The organism is Acidaminobacter sp. (genome assembly GCF_030247605.1).
In the GTDB taxonomy this organism is placed as follows: domain Bacteria; phylum Bacillota; class Clostridia; order Peptostreptococcales; family Acidaminobacteraceae; genus Acidaminobacter.
On record NZ_JAOTSB010000031.1, the window covers coordinates 18552 to 34763 of the forward strand.

Genomic DNA, 16212 nt, shown 5'->3' on the forward strand with positions numbered 1-16212 from the left:
GTTACGGCCAGGTTTATTTTTTGTTTAATACAAGTGTAGTCTTACAGAATTGCATTTAAAGGATTTGGATCATTGCCAGCCAGCCTGCCAGGTAAAACAATTCGGAGAGCTCATGCCAGGCGCCCAGCGTATCTCCGGTCAAGCCGTCAATGCGTTTTCGGACGTGTCGGGTGTAGGCCAGGGTGAGGAGCAGGATGCCGGCCCAAACCGCAAGAGAAGCCGGTACCAGCAGCCCGTGCAGGATGGCGGCGAGGGTGAGGACGGGGAACAATCGGCTGCCACTCACTTTTCCTATGAACAGATGGCCCATGCCCTCTTTTCTGGCATAGGGGCCCAGGTAACAGCTCAGGGCCAGGGCGGATTTCGCGGCCACCGGCATCAGGAGAAGGATGAGCCAGGTTGCAGTTTTCGGGGTATGGACTGCAGTGAGCTGGAACAGCTCGTTGAGGAGCGCGATTTTCAGGAGCAGCCAGGACATCATGGCCAGGGCGCCGTTCGCGCCTATGCGGGAGTCCTTCATGATCTCGAGGACGCGTTCCTTGTCCCGGTTGGAATAAAGGCCGTCGAAGGTGTCCGAGAGGCCGTCCAGGTGCAGGCCGCCCGTCAGAAGGACCTCGGCCAGGACCAGGATGACCGCCAGGAGGAGAGTGCCCACCCAGGGTGACAGGATTATGTAGAGGAGGGTAAGCAGACCGCCTATGACGAGGCCTACGGTGGTGAACCAGATAAACCCCCTGTTAAAGTCCTCCGCGTCCGCCTGAATCTCAAAGGGCAGCGGCAGGCGCGTAAAAAATTGCAGCATCAATATCAACGATTTCACGTGACGACCTCACTTTTCGAAAGTGGCAGACTTATTTTATTTTGACCGGAATCCCGCTGACCAGGAGCCAGACCTCGTCTGACATGGAAGCTATGGTCTGGTTGACGCGGCCTGCAATGTCCCTGAAGGCTCTCGCCATGGGATTCTCGGGCACGATGCCCATGCCAATCTCGTTGGTGATCAAAACGCCGCTCATTTTTGAGGCTTTAAGCGCTTCCACAATGGCTTTGGCGTGGGCAATGGCCGCATCCTGAATCTCGTTGACTTTGGCCGGGTCAGGGTTCTCCCAGTCCACGTCCGGTGCCTCGAGCATCATGTTGCTGACCATCAGCGTCACACAGTCCAGGATGATCCCGTCGTGCTCGAAAGCGATGCTTGGGATGACCCGGTCTATTTCAAAGTATTTTTCGACGGTAGTCCACTCCTGAGGCCTGGAACCGCGATGGTGCTTGATGCGGCTCTTCATTTCATCATCAAAAGGGATGGCTGTCGCGATATAGGCAATTCTGGAAGCCAGCTCCGCGATGTATTTTTCTCCAAAGGTGCTCTTGCCACTGCGGGCGCCACCCGTGACGAGTACGATTTTCAAACGATTTCAGCTCCTTCTGTGGCTTGCTGCATTGGTTGAATAGTTATGGAAAATGAGAAATTATTCATTTCATAGAGCTATGGCTTCACTCAGCAGCTGCTTGCCGTGGGGACAGAGCCCGTTCAGACCGCAGGTCTCACAGGCTGGCTTTCGCGCTTTGCAGACCCGGCGGCCGTGGAGAATCAGACAGTGATGAAGCTTTGTCCAGTGCTCCCTGGGCATGACCTTCATCAGCTCCTGCTCGGTTTTGTCGACGTTTTGGCCTGAGGCCAGCCCCAGTCGCGCTGATACGCGGAATACGTGGGTGTCCACGGCTATGGCCGGCACGCCAAAGGCGTTGCTGACCACCACGTTGGCCGTCTTTCTTCCAACGCCAGGCAGTTCCATCAGCTGCTCCATGGTCTCGGGCACTTTGCCGTCGTAGTTCCGGGTGAGCGTTTGGGACATGGTGAGGATATTTTTGGCCTTGGTATGAAAGAGTCCGCATGGGCGGATGATGTCTTCGAGGGTCTCTAGACTCAGGGATGTCATAGCTTCCGGTGTGCCGGCGCGCTTGAATAGGATATTTGTTACCTCGTTGACGCGTACGTCCGTACACTGGGCGCTCAGGATGACTGCGACCAGGAGCTCGTAATCTGAATTAAAGGTCAGTTCGGGTGCCGCATCCGGATAAAGTGCCAGCAGCAGCTCGATCATCTGCGCCTTCTCTTTTTTTGTGGGTTTGGGGACTTTCTTTTTTGCCATGGTTATGCACCTCGATGCTTTATTATAACCATTTTGTAACAGCGTTAAAAGGGTACGTCAATGTTTTTATGTCAATTCACAAAACGAAAGTAAACCTAATTTGAAATTTGGCTTAAATTTTTAAGCCACTTCAACTTGGGGACGCGGACAACTTTCACTTTGGGGACGCGGACAAAAACGAAACTGGTGACGCGGACAGCTTTGAATCCAGTGCCAGAGCTTCACACAATTTACTACAATTCAAGGTAGTCGGTCACGAAACCATCGGCCATCAAACCCTGTATCCGGTTCCGAAACAAACACCACACCTGGTTCCGAAATGATTAATGTACCAGACCCTAAAACAATTCAGACACAATTTAAACTTCTTCAGCGCCGGCCTTAATGTTCAGCCTCAACCAAACAGAAGCGGAATCGCCTCGGCAATCCCGCTTCTATTTTACTATTCCTGTTCCTCTTCCATTTGGCGATTCTCTTTCTCAATCGCCAGCGCGCCGCCCCGGGCGACCACGGATACCGTATCGCCGTCATTGATCTCTCCGGCTATGAGGGCCCGCGCCAGTGTCGTCTCAAGGCCGCGCTGCAGATAACGCTTCAGCGGACGCGCCCCAAAGGCAGGGTCATAGCCCTCCTTTAGGATCAGCGCTTTCGCCGTGTCATACAAGTGAATTTTAATTTCGCGCTCGGACAGTCGTTTTTCAATAGACGCCAGCAGCAGATCGAGAATCTTCGCAATCTCTTCCCTGATCAGCGGCTTGAACAGTACCGTTTCATCCAGACGGTTGAGAAATTCCGGCCTGAAAGCATGTTTCAGCTCGCTGAGCACCGCGTTCCTGACCCCCGCCCTCAAATGTCCCTCAGAGTCCACTCCTTCCAGGAGCATTGGGGCGCCAATATTCGAAGTCAGAATCAGCACAGTATTCTTGAAGTCCACCGTGCGGCCCTGGGAGTCTGTGATCCGGCCATCATCCAAGATCTGGAGCAGCACATTGAACACATCCCGGTGGGCCTTTTCCACTTCATCAAACAAAACAACCGAATACGGCTTGCGGCGCACGGCTTCCGTCAGCTGGCCGCCCTCCTCATAGCCCACATACCCCGGAGGCGCCCCAATCATGCGCGCCACAGAGTGCTTCTCCATGTACTCTGACATGTCAATCCGGACCATGTTGTCCTCGCTGTCAAACAGCGCCTCGGCCAAAGTCTTGGCCAGCTCCGTCTTACCAACGCCGGTCGGTCCAAGGAACAGGAACGATCCTATTGGACGGTTCGGATCCTTGATCCCGGAGCGCGACCGCAGGATTGCATCTGCAACCTTCTGCACCGCCTCATCCTGGCCAATAACCCGCCCGTGAAGAATCTCCTCCAGCCTCAGCAGCTTTTCACGCTCGCCCTCCATCATCCGGGCCACAGGAATGCCCGTCCAGCGGGAAACAATTTTAGCAATTTCCTCAGGCGTCACACTCTCCCTCAGAAGGGTGTTCTCGCCACGTCCCTCAGTCTCCAAAACCGCCTGAGTCAGCGCCTTTTCCAGCGCTGGGATGTCACCATATTTGAGCTGTGCTGCCCTGTTCAAATCATAGTCCCGCTCAGCAGCCTCCGCCTCGTGATGCAGCGCCTCCAGCTGTTCCTTCAGAGCGCTGACCTTGGAAATGGAGGATTTCTCACTCTCCCAGACCGCCATGAGGGATTTCAGCTCGTCGCGGCGCTCAGAAATGTCCCTTCGAAGGTTCTCAAGACGCTTCAGGCTCGCCTCATCCGTCTCTCTGACCAGCGCTGCCTCTTCAATTTCCATGCGCATGATGTCCCGGCTGACCTCGTCCAGCTCCGTCGGCATGGACTGGAGCTCTGTCTTGATCAGCGCGCAGGCCTCGTCCACCAGGTCAATGGCCTTGTCCGGCAGGAACCGGTCCGTAATATAGCGGTGGGACAGGATCGCCGCCTGAATCAGGCTGGCGTCGTGAATCGTGACCCCATGATATATCTCATAACGCTCCTTGAGCCCCCGCAGAATCGAAATGGTCTCCTCCACCGTTGGCTCATCGATCATCACAGGCTGAAAACGCCGCTCCAGCGCCGAATCCTTCTCTATATATTTCCTGTACTCGTCCAGGGTGGTCGCGCCAATACACCTGAGCTCACCCCTGGCCAGCAGCGGCTTGAGCATATTGCCGGCGTCCATGGAGCCTTCCGTCCGCCCCGCCCCGACAATGTTGTGAATCTCATCAATAAAGAGAATAATGGCGCCGTCACTCTTCGACACCTCATCCAGCACCGCCTTGAGCCGTTCCTCGAACTCGCCGCGGTACTTCGCGCCCGCCAGCAGCGCCCCCATGTCCAGGGAATAGACCCGCTTATTCTTCAGGTTTTCAGGCACGTCCCCCCGCACAATCCGCTGGGCTAGCCCCTCGACCACTGCCGTTTTGCCGACCCCCGGCTCACCGATCATCACCGGATTGTTCTTGGTCTTACGCGACAAAATCCGAATGGTATGCCGAATCTCCTCTTCTCGCCCTATCACCGGATCCAGCTTGTTCTCCGTGGCCCGTTTCACCAGGTCCGTCCCGTATTTCTCCAGCGCGTCGTAAGTTCCCTCCGGATTGTCCGTCGTGACCTTCTGATGCCCCCGCACTGCCTGCAGGTACTGCAGGAAGCTGTCCCGGCTGATCCCTCGCTGCTCCAGCCGCTGCTTCAGTTCTTTTGGCGCATGGGCAATCAGCCCCAGCATCAGGTGCTCGACGCTGACGTAGTGGTCCCCCATGGCCTCCGCCTCCTGGTCCGCCTGATTCAGCGCCTTGGTCGCTTCGCTCGAGAGCATGGGCTGGCTCCCCCCGCTCACTTTGGGTTTTTTGCCGATGGTCTCCCGCTCCAGATTCTGAAGCCCATTCACATCGATCTCCATACGCTTCAAAATGGATGGAATTAGACCCTGAGGATCCGCCAGCAGCGCCTCCAGCACATGATCCAGATCCACAGTCGGGTTTCCGTTTTCAACGCTTTGATTGATGGCGTGCTGCAACGCCCTCATGGCGTTTTGCGTATATTTTTCAGGATTCATTCAAATCACCTCATTTATATTTACATGTTTGAGATTCTAACGGTTGGCTTTCATTAATTCAAAATAGAGTTTTTCCAGAGATGGCTCAAAGCCTGGCCCGCCTTCCTCTCTTCCAAAGTAGAGATTAAGCGACCGGTTGATCCATTTACAAGTGTTGAGCAACAGGTCCGCCACCTCTTCGCTGGTGGTTTCCAGCGCGTTGAAGCGGTATTGGCGGATGAACCGGGTGCCGTCGAAGGCCGTTACCGGCGCTCGGCCCAAATCAGATGGCATTGATTTGACCCTTCCCCACGACTCGACAGTCATTGCCTCAGGAAGTGGTGATTTCGCCATCCCCTCTCGCCGAGCCATGTGCAGTTTCAGAACTTCCATGTTGTCCAGCCGCATGAAAAAGTCCTTAAGCAGCGACAGCAGAGCCGATGAAGTCGTCCTCGTCGAGATCCTGAGCGTCGCCGTCAGCCACTGCTCCGTCATGCTGAACTGAATCTGAAACAAAATTTTGGGTTGATAGCGGTAGGTCAGGGCAGTGCGAAATTCAACAGCGTTGTCTGCAACATCCTGGAGGACAGAAACCGTATGGAGCATAGCCATGCGTTCGTTCAACATCCCCACAATTTCCGAAAAACGAATCGATGGAAGATCTATCCCATAATGCCTTGCCAGCAGGTCATCAATGAGCTGAGAACGGCTCTTCCCCGTTCGCGCGCATTCTCTGTCCACCTTGGAAACCGTCGCGTTAGACAATACTAAGCTGATGATGCTCTTTGACATGGTCTCACCTGCCTTTCGGTGTCTTTTCAATTATATTTTGTCACCAAATTAATACTTTGTCAACGATATTATTAATACGAAATACAAATTAAAGGTTAGGTGTCTGTCCCTAAAATTGATTGAGTGTCTGTCCCCAAAGTTGATTGAGTGTCTGTCCCCAAAGTTGATTGAGTGCCTGTCCCCAAAGTTGATTGAGTGTCTGTCCCCAAAGTTGATTGAGTGCCTGTCCCCAAAGTTGATTGAGTGCCTGTCACTCAGTCAACTTTGGTACCAGAGCTTCGTAATATTTTTGTAACATTGATCCCGATCCCAATGATTAGCGGTCGAGTCCTTGCTGCTCTTAATTTTCATTTCAAAAACAAAAAAACAGACCCACCAGGTCTGTTACCCATAAGGTCTGTTTCAACTAAGCTTCTATGGTTTTAATTCCACTTTACCTTCTGTCACTTCAGCCTCAACTTCTGCGTCATCAGCTTTCCAAGGCATTTCTTTGAAATACGGCATTAGTTCTTCCAGTGGGACAGAGATCACATTGTACACCGCTGCTTTGTCGTTTTCCAAATAGAAAAAGTTGAGATTCTCCGCTTCAAAATAAATACCAAGCCAAGGTCCGAATTCACTCGCAAAAGTTTCATCCGCACCTTGAAGCAGCGCTGTGAGCGCCTTCTTCGACACCTCATCATTCAGGAACAAAGTCGATGCGTTAATCTCCCTGGACGTGCCCGCAACGAGATTTACAGAAAACATGACATCATAAGTGCTCTTCTCATGAGGCTGCAGTCCTCTGACCACCACAGACAGGATCTCATTATCCATTCGCGTGATCTCATAATCCAGAGTGACCTGATCCCCATCATCGTTCGCCGAGACTACATAGCCATTAACCGCTGAAAAAATCGCGTCATTGATCTCATTTTGAAGCTCAAGATCGCCTAGGCCTTCAATGATTGGGTACCTCACCTCAGCCTTTTCAGATCGAATCCACGCTTCCTTTTGTCCATAACCCGCCGCCTGGGACTCCCCCGCCATTCTGTATGCAGGTTCACCACCCGTCAAATTTTCTGCGTCTGCGGCCATCATGCTCTGAACCACTTCGCCCTCAGCCGCCACTTCCGCCTGATCAGCCGCGTCCTGAGCCGCCTCTTCTGCCAATATGCCAACTGTTGAGCCTTCGGCAGAACCCTCCGGCGCTTTCTTTGCTGCTTCATTATTTTGAGCGGCGCATCCTCCAAGGAAAACAACCGCTGATAAAATCATCCCAAGCAAATGAATTAATTTTTTCGTACGCAACCGAACACCTCCCTTACTCCATCATAATACCCTAAAAGGATTAAAAAAGGGTTAAGGGATTGAAAGTAATTCAAATTTTGTTTCACTTCATTTCGAAAGAGGGGATTGATAGATACTAGCCGCTGACACCGACGTCTTCCAAAAAAGGAAGGCCGATGGCGCACCAGTGCCATCAGCCTTCCTACCTTTTCAAGGGGCTATTCCCTCTTCAAGAGCTATTCCCTCGTCAACCGATCAAACTCCTCCACCAGCTCACTAAACCGCTCCAGCGCCTGATCCACCGGCACCCCGGAAGCCATGTCCGCCCCCGCGCGCTTCAAAATCTCAATAGGGTACGCACTGCGCCCCGCACCCAAAAACTCCAGGTAACGCGCCGCCGCCCCTGGCTCCTTGTCTAGGATCGCCTTCGACAGCGCGATCGCCGCCGAGAAGCCCGTGGCATACTGGAAGACGTAGAAGTTGTAGTAGAAATGCGGGATCCGCGCCCACTCAATGGCAATCTCGTCATCAATGACCACGTCCGGCCCGTAATACTTTTCGTTCAGGCTGCGGTAGAGGGCCTTCAGACCATCGGCAGTTATCGCGCCGCCCGCCTCCACTGCCCCGTGGATCTCACGCTCAAACTCCGCGAACATGGCCTGCCGGAACACTGTGGTCCGGAACTGGTCCAGATAGTGGTTCAGCAGGTGCAGCCGCTCAGCCTTGTCCTTCACGCGCTTCAGGAGATAATCGTTGAGGAGCGCCTCGTTCGTAGTCGACGCCACTTCCGCCAGGAAAATGCTGTAGTGCCCATAAAGATATGGCTGCCGATGGTGAGTCATATAACTATGCATCGAGTGCCCCATCTCATGGGTGAGCGTAAACACGCTGTCGAGGGTCCCCTGGTAATTCAGCAGAATGTACGGCTTCGAGTCATAAGTCCCCCAGGAATAGGCGCCGCCGCGCTTGCCAGCATTCTCATAAACGTCAATCCAGCCCTGGTCAAAGGCAGACCTTACCGTCTCCACATACTCCGCTCCAAGGGGCTCCAGGCTTTCAATCACCTGTGCCTTGGCCTCTGAGTAATCCATCTTCTTCGTCACCGAAGGAATCAGCGGCACATAGAGGTCGTACATGTGCATTTCTTCAAGTCCCAGAATCCGCTTGCGAACCGAAATATACTGGTGAAGCTTTGGCAGATTCCTGTGAATGGCCTCAATCAGCTGGTCATACACCTTCACCGGCACATGATTCTCAAAGAGCGCCGCCTCTCGTGCGCTCTTAAAGTTTCTCGCCCTGGCGAAAAACTGGTTTTTCTTGACCTCCGCCTGAATCAGGCTCGCCATGGTGAAAATGTGATCCTGATAGCACTGATAGTAGGCCTTGAAGGTATTTTGACGAAGGGTGCGGTCCTGACTCTCCATAGTAGGAATGAAATTGCCATGGGTGAGCTGAATCTTGTTCCCCTCAGCATCCTCGACGACTGGGAACTTCATGTCCGCCGCGTTCAGCATCTCAAACACGGTGCTGGGCGCAGAAGCCAGATCACCCGCCATAGCGAGGAGCGCCTCTTCTTTTTCAGAAAGGGTATGTGCCTTAAACCGTAAAATGTTATCCAGGTATTGTTTATACTCCGCCAGAGGGCCAGCGCCCATGTACAGGTTCATGATGGCTTTATCAATCGCCATAATTTCCGGCACCAAAAACGCCCCCGCTTCCTGGGCCGCCACGGACAGGGATTCCATCCTGGACACCAGCGCCTGGTGCTCGCCAATCCGGGTGTCTTCATCCAGCTGCATCTTCGCGAAGGTATACAAATTGGAGATTCTTCTGGACAGCGCCAGTTCCGCGTCAATAGCGCCCCTGAGGGTGTCCGCGGATTTGCCGGTCTTGCCCTTAAAAGCGGCCAGCGCTTCTATCAGCTCACGCGTCCCTGAAAATTCCTGCTCCCAGGCCTCCACATCCGGGTACATTTCCCGTATGGCCCACCGGTGCTCCACCGGGATGTCTTGTCGTTCAGACAATGTATTCACAATCTTTCGTCTCCTTCCAATTCCAGTCCCTCCGGGGATTCCCAGGGTTACTGTCTTGAAAATTTTTCTGTATGTTAGTGTATACCTTGCTTGAGGTCCTGCGAAACAAAATGATGCCAATTTTTGAGACTTTCTTAAGTTTCGAGTGGTATAGTAACTTTAGATCTTTATCTTTTTTAACGAAAGGAAACTGTGAGATTATGATACAGCGACTATTGGGCTCATTGAGACATTTTGGCCGTTCAGGCCCGCTTCAACCCTTCAACCAGTTCAAATCCTCCAGCCGGTCAGGCAGTCGTCTGCTGTCCAGTCTGCTGATCCTTCTGATCCTGAGCATCTCGGCGCTGCTGGGGGCCTGTAAGGCGACGCCCCCGGAGGAGGTTGAGGTGGAGGCACCGGAACCATCGGCAGATACTGTACTTGAAGAAGCGCTTTACAACCTGATGGCCGAAGACGCAGAGCTCGACGTGGTCACGGCAGCTTGGCTTAAGGCCCTGGAGGCTGCCGAGGACGAGCAGGCGAAAGACAGGCTCACCTCCCGCTGGTTCGATCACGCCAAATACAAGACCAGCGTGCTGTCGCGGGCGCTGTACAGCGAAGACGGCGACATGGGGAGCCCTCTGTTTGACGTCTATAACACCCTGTTCGAGCGCCAGTGGGATGCCGCCAAGATCAAGGATATTGAGGATCCGGCGCTGCGCAGGTACTTCGAGGTCCTGGACCAGAGCTACATGCGCATGGTCGAGTACGGCGAGTACGTGGGGCCGGGCTTCGATTTTGACCGCCTTTCAAAGCTCAGTGCTTTGGCCGATGGTTTCAAAACCTACTTCAGCCTCTCCTCTTCCTATTACGGTTTCCTGACGGAGTCGTACCAAACGGGACTCCTGCCGTACAACGCCTTTGTCGATTACACGCTGAAGGTGGAGGAAGCGCTTGAAGCGTCGGCCTCGCCCTACCAGACCGTCTACCTAGAGCCGCTGCTGAGATGGTCCTACAGCATGCTGTTTTCCGGCACCATGGGAAGCGGCCCCTTCAACTATGAGACCAACACACTGAATCCGGAATTTGAGGACCTGCTTAAGGGCGCTATTGAAAGGGCACCTGACAGCGGCCTCGCTGAGCTCGCCTCGAAGGTCATAGACCTTCCGGACGGCTCCGACGCCTCAGAGTACGCCTATGTCGACGCGGTGCAGAACTTCAGGCGCTTTGGGTTTGATTCCCCTAAGGGCATTAAAGCTATATACAATTACAAGCACCCGACGTTCTACGAGTCCCGCCCGGAGCTGTTTGGCTTTGAAGATCCCCAGGTCATGGCGGCTCTGGAAGGCAATTTGAATGCCACTATGGAAGAGCTTAAAGAGAAAGTCGCCTGGGGGCAGAATCCCAAGGCGTCCTACAACCTGGGATTCTACCTTGAGTTCGCCAACGACCGCTGGGCAAGCTTTCAGCTGGCTGCCTCCTCCTTTGATCCGGAGACCGAGGTCAACGTCAACTATAATGAACCAGCCGTCTTTGATCTGACCACCGGCGAGCGGGTGACACTGGACGAATTTTTAGGGGATCCCAGCGGCGCGGCCGCGGACAAGCTTGAAGCCATTCTCATTGAGCAGGCCAAGCAATACATGGACCTGCCATCCACAGTTCAGGTAGACTTGAGCCAGCGCTTCAGCCTGGGAGAAGATTATATTCTGGCCATGCTGCTGCCAAAGACGTTGTCTGAGGCCCAGGCCTATGATATGTTTGTGGATGTCCGGTATGGGCTGGCCTTTCCTGAGGTGGATGTCCGGGCGCGGCTGCTGCCTTAGGCAGGTGCAACAAACAACCTCGATAAAACTTACCCCCGCAAGGAGGCGACAACATGTCTGCTGCCAGGAAAACTATCACCGTTCAGGTCGGCTGCCGCACGGAATGGCACGCGCTGGAAACCGCGATTGATGCCGTATCGTCACTGGTGCCCGAGGCTTTGGGGCCGTTCTCACACTATCACAGCATGACCCTGGAGGGTGTCGACCTTATTCTGTTTCAAGGCGGACCCTCCAAAACCGTGGCCGGCGCGGCCTGTCAGCATGCCCTTTCAGCTCACAAGCCTGACCTGCATGTCATGATGGGGACCTGTGGCGGTGTCACCGGAAGACCCGGGGTTGGCGGCCTGATGTATGCAGGCAGAGCAGCGCAGTATGACTGTATTGACCGCCTCTGCGACACCAATGATTTTTTCTACGACGCCTATGATGTCCATATTGACAACCACTGGATCAGGGAGGTGTTGGAGCCCCTGGGTCTAGTCAGCGGCACGGTAGCCACGGCAGATCAGGATATTGATTTTACCGTTAGAAAGACCTTGCTGGCTCATGATGCCGATGTCGCCGACTGGGAATCCGCCGCCGTCGCGCTGGTCTGCCACCACAATCATGTGCCAGTCCTGATCCTGAGGGGCGTTTCGGACATTCCGGAGGAAGACTTGTCCCAAGTGGATCAGGCCGAGAGCTTTCTTAACAGGACGCCTATGATTATGAATGCCTTTGCCGGGATCCTGCCCGCGATCGCCAAGCAGCTCACCCTGCGTCAACCCCTGCGCAATACCAGAATTCCATTGTATTCGAGACCCTTTGAGTTGTTGTGATAAGGAAAAAGGTGCCTGCGGCCGAAGCCGCTGGCACCTTTTTGATTTGGAAGAAACTCGGGATGAAACTCGGTGTCTGACACCGAGTTTCCACACCTTAAAACAGGATGGGATGCGCAGCATCCCCACCAAGTCCCTGGAAGATTTCCGTGCCTTCCACCGCCTCATAATCCACCTCAAAAGCCATCTCCATGACCTCTGGGTACTGGATGCCAAAGTCAAATCTGGCGTATTTCCCATTTTCACTGTACATGTAAAAAGAACGGTACTGCCCTGCTTTTTCGCCGCTCAGCGTAATGGGTACATGCACTGTGTGAAAGGCTTGGAGGAGCGTGCCATCGGATTTCAGGATCATCAGGGCGTCGCCCTTTGACGTGGTGAAATTGGCGCCATAGAGCCAAACAAGGGTTTCAGCAGCGCCGTCCTCATTGAGGTCAACCTTGACATGCTGGTAATAATTTTCTCCCAGCGAGGCCTCAATGGCAAAGACCTGGATGGCCATATCTTCAATGGCCTGGCTGGGTTCAGCCTCCGGTTTGAGTTCGGTAAGCCCAGACGCTTCAGAGATCTCCGCTTTCGCCGCTTCCGAAGGCGCTTCCACGGGTACTTCAGCCGCCTCTGTCTCTGCCACCCCACTCTGCCCGCAGCCCGCAAAGATCAGCCCGATGGTGACGATCAAAACAAGCAGCAATGGGAGGCGATGGTGGGGGTTGGGTGACCATCGGCTAAAATTAGCTTTTTGATTTTTTGCTTTAAAATCGACGTAATTTGGAATCAAAGCCAGGATCTCCTTTTAAAATAGCGAATCATATAGAGGGTCAGCGCGATGGTAATCACCCAGAACAGCGGATAGGCGAAGGCCATCTTGAGCTCGGGCATGAACTCAAAGTTCATCCCATAGACGCCGGTCAGGAAGGTCAGGGGGATAAAAATGGACGCGAAGACGGTCAACGTGGTCATGATTTCATTCAGTCTGTTGTCGTTCATGGTCAGCATAATTTCGATCAAGCTGGTGATGCCCTCGCGAAAATACAGGGCATAGTCCTCAATACTCCTAAGGTGCTCGTAGAGCTCGCGCATATAGACCGACTGGGATTCCTGGCGGTCCATCATCCGGTTTTCAAGGGCATCGTGGAGGTTATTGGCCGCGTTTCTGATGGTGAACAGCGTCTTCCTGAAGTAGTGCAGGTCGCTGAGGCGGTCGGTCATCCGCTTGGTCAGAATCATGTCCTCCAGGAGCTCGTAGCGGGCTTCCATCTCCATCATGACATGATAATACTCATCAATGATGCTGTCCAGCAATAAATAGACAAAGTACTCCGGATCCATGGTCTCATCCTCTTCGCGGTAACGCTTGAGCACGTGGTTCACCAAGGCGTCCGCGTTGTCGGTCATGGTCAGGATGGCTTCTTTGGTTTGAATCAGGGTCAGCTGGCCGGTTGAGAGGTGAATTTTGGCTTTCTTGAGGCGTTCCGGCAGGTCAGCTTCTTCCGCCGGGGCGGGCACATCGACACCGCTGAACTTAGGCTCATCCAGCATCAGCACCCGGGCGATAATCCCCTCGCTCTGGTGGTCAAAGAAATACTGGGAATGCTGGCCGCTTTCCACTTTATCCAGCAAAACATCCAGCTGCAATCCCAGCTGGGCCGCGATGGACGACCAATCATGCTCTGAAATCTGCCCGCGAACATCGATCCAATTGACATCATCCAGGGGCGCGTCCTCGGGGAGCAGGCGCCACTGGCCCTTATGATAGCCTCTGTAATAGACCTCGCCTTGATGCTCGCTTTCGTTGATAAAGCTGCGGTTGAGTTTTTCCATGGTCATCCCTCATTTTAGGGTTATTTTCTTATAGGTGAGCAAGCGCTCTGACGCGAAAGCTGCGCTGTGCGAAGCTTTTCAGCCACATCAGTAGGTCTTTTTCCACGTTGTAAGTGATGCGGCTCAAAAGCGAGCAATGCTAGGCGCTAGGAGGAGCGTGCTGCGAAGCTTACTCAAGCGTAAGTGAGCAAGCGCTCCGACGCGGCAACAACGCAGGGCGAAACTTTTCAGTCGCATCAGTAGGCGCCCCAGTATCTGTACCCTTCAAGGTTCTTAATGAGCCCCCCATTGTCCCCGCGGAACCAGTACAGAACCTCACCTTCCGCGCCGCGCCAATAAAGCGCCAGCTCCGGTGTCGAACCAAAATCCGCCAGCCACCCTACTATAAAGCTCTCAGGATGGACTTCACCGCCATCATCCACGCGCCAGCTATAGAGATCCAGCTCCTTGACATAATTCGCAGGAAAATAGGCGTACCAGAGGGCATCCTCTTGATCTCGCAGCACCAGCGTCAGCATGGCCTGATCCGCCTGGGGTTCGAACTGGGCCAGATAAATCCCGGCGCCATTTTCCGCGTCATACAGATGCCAGAAGTGTTTCATGACCATCTTTTTTTCGGCTTCAATCTTTTTCAGAAGTGCCTGGTCCGTACTTGGCGTTCCCACCTTTGTCAGGTTGTGGAAGGTCCTTGCGGACACAAAGGGGGCCGTCATCAGGGTGACGCTGTCGTTTTCGGGAATCTTGCCTCCAGCAAGCCTATAAACCGCGCCGTAGCGCTGCTTGAAGTTTGAGGAGATGTCCATGACGGTATCATTGGGACCCGGCGGCTGAATGCCCTCATACTTGATCTCCGTCACTGCGCCACCCGGCAGTGACAGGTGGGTATAGCTTTCAGGATTAACGGTTTTCGGATCACTTAACAGCAGTGCAAAAATCCCCTGCTCGTCGCCATATCCAAACTGAGGATTGTCTTTTGGCTCGTGCACCGGCTGAACTTCCGGCACTTCAGGAACTTCTTCCGCCGATGGTTCCTCAACCACCACCGGCGGCAAAGGCTCAACCGGTTCAGCAGGCGTCTCTGGTTTTTGGCAGCCCGTCACTGTCACAGCTAGTGTGATCAGCAGAATAAGTAAGGTTGGGATTAGTGGGCTCGAGGTTCGTCTCTTTCTAAGTCGACGGTTTTTATCGGTTGTAGGTCGGGCGGGGTTTTTTTGAACTTCCATGGACTCGCCTCCTTATTTTTGCGCTGATTCTATTCCTGTTTGTTGAAGGTCAGAATCTGCTCATAATCACTTAGCACCATTATACGCTGAGTTTGAGGCTGTGACAAATCTACTGAATTGATGAGCCGTTTTCGAAAAAAAGGTTTTCGAAAAAAAAGGAATTCGAAAAAAATCTTAAAGCATTTGAAAATACCCGTTGACAGATCCTGTGATCTTGGTAAAATAAGTTTTAGGCAGACTTGGGGGTATAACTCAGCGGGAGAGTGTCACGCTGGCAGCGTGAAAGTCAGGGGTTCAAATCCCCTTACCTCCACCAAGATAAGTGGACAGATTTCTGGTAGAATGATTTTGTATTCTACCAAGAATCTGTCCATTTTTTTACCCGCTATTATAAGGAGCTGACTTTATATGTCCGATAAATATCAAAAGCGAATCGCATTCGGCTACAACCGGGGTCCTGCCAATCAGATTGAAATCCACCAAGCTCAAGCTTTAGTCGTAAAGCTATTATTCGAATACTATACAGAAGGATTCAGCATCAGGAATATTGCGGAAAAGCTTGAGTCACATGGTATCCCCTCACCTTATAACAAACCCAAATGGGGCACTCAAACAATTGCCAATATCCTATCCTATGAACGTTACGTGGGAGATGACGATTACCCTGCTATCATTGATCGCGAATTATATGATCGGGTTCAGGAAATCAGAAAGTCTTATTCAAAATGAAATCAATCCACAGAGTCATCTTGCCAAGTAAAAGGCGAGAGTATAAGCGTGTGGCCGCTTATTGTCGTGTGAGTACAAAGCATGATGAACAACAAACCAGCTTAACGATGCAAAAAGCATATTATGAAACCTATATCCATGAACATGAGAATTGGATATTAACTGGCGTTTATGCAGATCAGGACACTGGCAGAAATATCGCTAAAAGAAGTCAATTTCAGCTATTAATGTCAGACTGCCGGCAAGGTAAAATCGATCTGATTCTGACCAAATCAATCAGCAGATTCGGTAGGGGCATTTTGGATCTGTTGAAGTGTTATCGTGAGTTAAAGCATCTTAATGTTGATGTCTATTTTGAAATTGAGAAGCTCTATCTGTCAAATTCAAAATCCGAGCAGCTTATAACTCATATTCCGCTGAAATTGGTTTGCTTATTAAGGATTTAATTTGAGGCTTTTAAATCAAACTGCTCCTCGAATAAATAGGTCTTCAGGGATTCCTAAATACCTCATCACCGTCCTGACATTATCTT

The 16212-nt window shown here is 52.6% G+C and carries 14 protein-coding genes and 1 tRNA gene; 5 read left to right on the forward strand and 10 right to left on the reverse strand.

Translation table 11 applies throughout. The features are described 5' to 3' along the window. Positions 1-55: 55 nt before the first annotated feature. From cobS to pepF, 7 genes are all read right to left on the reverse strand, one after another. A complete protein-coding gene (gene cobS / locus OEL90_RS12375) occupies positions 56-820 on the reverse strand; it encodes an adenosylcobinamide-GDP ribazoletransferase (RefSeq protein ID WP_291402627.1) in 765 nt (254 codons plus the stop codon). A 31-nt stretch (positions 821-851) separates the two neighbouring features. Further along, on the reverse strand, positions 852-1409 hold the full coding sequence (gene cobU / locus OEL90_RS12380; RefSeq protein ID WP_291402629.1) for a bifunctional adenosylcobinamide kinase/adenosylcobinamide-phosphate guanylyltransferase: 558 nt from the start codon (positions 1407-1409) through the stop codon (positions 852-854). Positions 1410-1478: 69 nt separating this feature from the next. Continuing rightward, the gene (nth, locus tag OEL90_RS12385) at positions 1479-2153 is read right to left on the reverse strand and encodes an endonuclease III (protein ID WP_291402630.1); all 675 of its coding nucleotides are present in this window, start codon (positions 2151-2153) and stop codon (positions 1479-1481) included. Positions 2154-2595: 442 nt separating this feature from the next. Continuing rightward, complete coding sequence (clpB, locus tag OEL90_RS12390; protein WP_291402632.1) at positions 2596-5211, reverse strand: ATP-dependent chaperone ClpB; 2616 nt, start codon at positions 5209-5211, stop codon at positions 2596-2598. 36 nt (positions 5212-5247) lie between these two features. Then, on the reverse strand, positions 5248-5982 hold the full coding sequence (locus OEL90_RS12395) for a hypothetical protein (RefSeq protein ID WP_300688976.1): 735 nt from the start codon (positions 5980-5982) through the stop codon (positions 5248-5250). A 414-nt stretch (positions 5983-6396) separates the two neighbouring features. After that, on the reverse strand, positions 6397-7272 hold the full coding sequence (locus OEL90_RS12400) for a hypothetical protein (protein WP_291402636.1): 876 nt from the start codon (positions 7270-7272) through the stop codon (positions 6397-6399). 215 nt (positions 7273-7487) lie between these two features. Continuing rightward, positions 7488-9284 carry an oligoendopeptidase F gene (pepF, locus tag OEL90_RS12405; RefSeq protein ID WP_291402638.1) on the reverse strand — a complete coding sequence of 599 codons (1797 nt, stop codon included), beginning with the start codon at positions 9282-9284 and terminating at the stop codon, positions 7488-7490. Positions 9285-9484: 200 nt separating this feature from the next. Here pepF and OEL90_RS12410 point away from each other — a divergent pair, with 200 nt between their 5' ends. Both OEL90_RS12410 and OEL90_RS12415 read left to right on the forward strand, forming a co-directional pair. Further along, positions 9485-11089, forward strand: coding sequence for a hypothetical protein (locus OEL90_RS12410; RefSeq protein WP_300688980.1), 1605 nt, complete (start codon positions 9485-9487; stop codon positions 11087-11089). Positions 11090-11142: 53 nt separating this feature from the next. Continuing rightward, positions 11143-11907, forward strand: coding sequence for a hypothetical protein (locus tag OEL90_RS12415; protein WP_300688982.1), 765 nt, complete (start codon positions 11143-11145; stop codon positions 11905-11907). A gap of 97 nt (positions 11908-12004) precedes the next feature. Here OEL90_RS12415 and OEL90_RS12420 read toward each other — a convergent pair whose 3' ends face one another. The 3 genes from OEL90_RS12420 to OEL90_RS12430 form a co-directional block, all read right to left on the reverse strand. Then, positions 12005-12685, reverse strand: coding sequence for a hypothetical protein (locus OEL90_RS12420; protein WP_300688984.1), 681 nt, complete (start codon positions 12683-12685; stop codon positions 12005-12007). Beyond that, complete coding sequence (locus OEL90_RS12425) at positions 12682-13728, reverse strand: CorA family divalent cation transporter (RefSeq protein ID WP_300688987.1); 1047 nt, start codon at positions 13726-13728, stop codon at positions 12682-12684. Before OEL90_RS12425 ends, OEL90_RS12420 begins: the two co-directional genes overlap by 4 nt. Positions 13729-13964: 236 nt before the next feature. Beyond that, entirely contained in the window at positions 13965-14951 is a 987-nt protein-coding gene (locus tag OEL90_RS12430) for a hypothetical protein (protein WP_300688990.1), read from the reverse strand. A 241-nt stretch (positions 14952-15192) separates the two neighbouring features. Here OEL90_RS12430 and OEL90_RS12435 point away from each other — a divergent pair. From OEL90_RS12435 to OEL90_RS12445, 3 genes are all read left to right on the forward strand, one after another. Next, positions 15193-15267, forward strand: a tRNA-Ala gene (locus OEL90_RS12435). A gap of 92 nt (positions 15268-15359) precedes the next feature. Beyond that, complete coding sequence (locus OEL90_RS12440; protein WP_300688993.1) at positions 15360-15680, forward strand: recombinase family protein; 321 nt, start codon at positions 15360-15362, stop codon at positions 15678-15680. A 50-nt stretch (positions 15681-15730) separates the two neighbouring features. Next, positions 15731-16126: a recombinase family protein gene (locus tag OEL90_RS12445; RefSeq protein WP_300688997.1), complete on the forward strand. Its 396-nt coding sequence runs from the start codon at positions 15731-15733 to the stop codon at positions 16124-16126. The last annotated feature ends 86 nt before the right edge of the window (positions 16127-16212 follow it).

What these genes read in the sequence shown, in the direction of transcription:
- nth (WP_291402630.1), bottom strand. Translation starts at nt 2,153, where the DNA reads ATGGCAAAAAAGAAAGTCCCCAAACCCACAAAAAAAGAGAAGGCGCAG.
- OEL90_RS12425 (WP_300688987.1), bottom strand. Translation starts at nt 13,728, where the DNA reads ATGGAAAAACTCAACCGCAGCTTTATCAACGAAAGCGAGCATCAAGGC.
- OEL90_RS12415 (WP_300688982.1), top strand. Translation starts at nt 11,143, where the DNA reads ATGTCTGCTGCCAGGAAAACTATCACCGTTCAGGTCGGCTGCCGCACG.
- OEL90_RS12440 (WP_300688993.1), top strand. Translation starts at nt 15,360, where the DNA reads ATGTCCGATAAATATCAAAAGCGAATCGCATTCGGCTACAACCGGGGT.
- OEL90_RS12395 (WP_300688976.1), bottom strand. Translation starts at nt 5,982, where the DNA reads ATGTCAAAGAGCATCATCAGCTTAGTATTGTCTAACGCGACGGTTTCC.
- OEL90_RS12410 (WP_300688980.1), top strand. Translation starts at nt 9,485, where the DNA reads ATGATACAGCGACTATTGGGCTCATTGAGACATTTTGGCCGTTCAGGC.
- OEL90_RS12430 (WP_300688990.1), bottom strand. Translation starts at nt 14,951, where the DNA reads ATGGAAGTTCAAAAAAACCCCGCCCGACCTACAACCGATAAAAACCGT.
- clpB (WP_291402632.1), bottom strand. Translation starts at nt 5,211, where the DNA reads ATGAATCCTGAAAAATATACGCAAAACGCCATGAGGGCGTTGCAGCAC.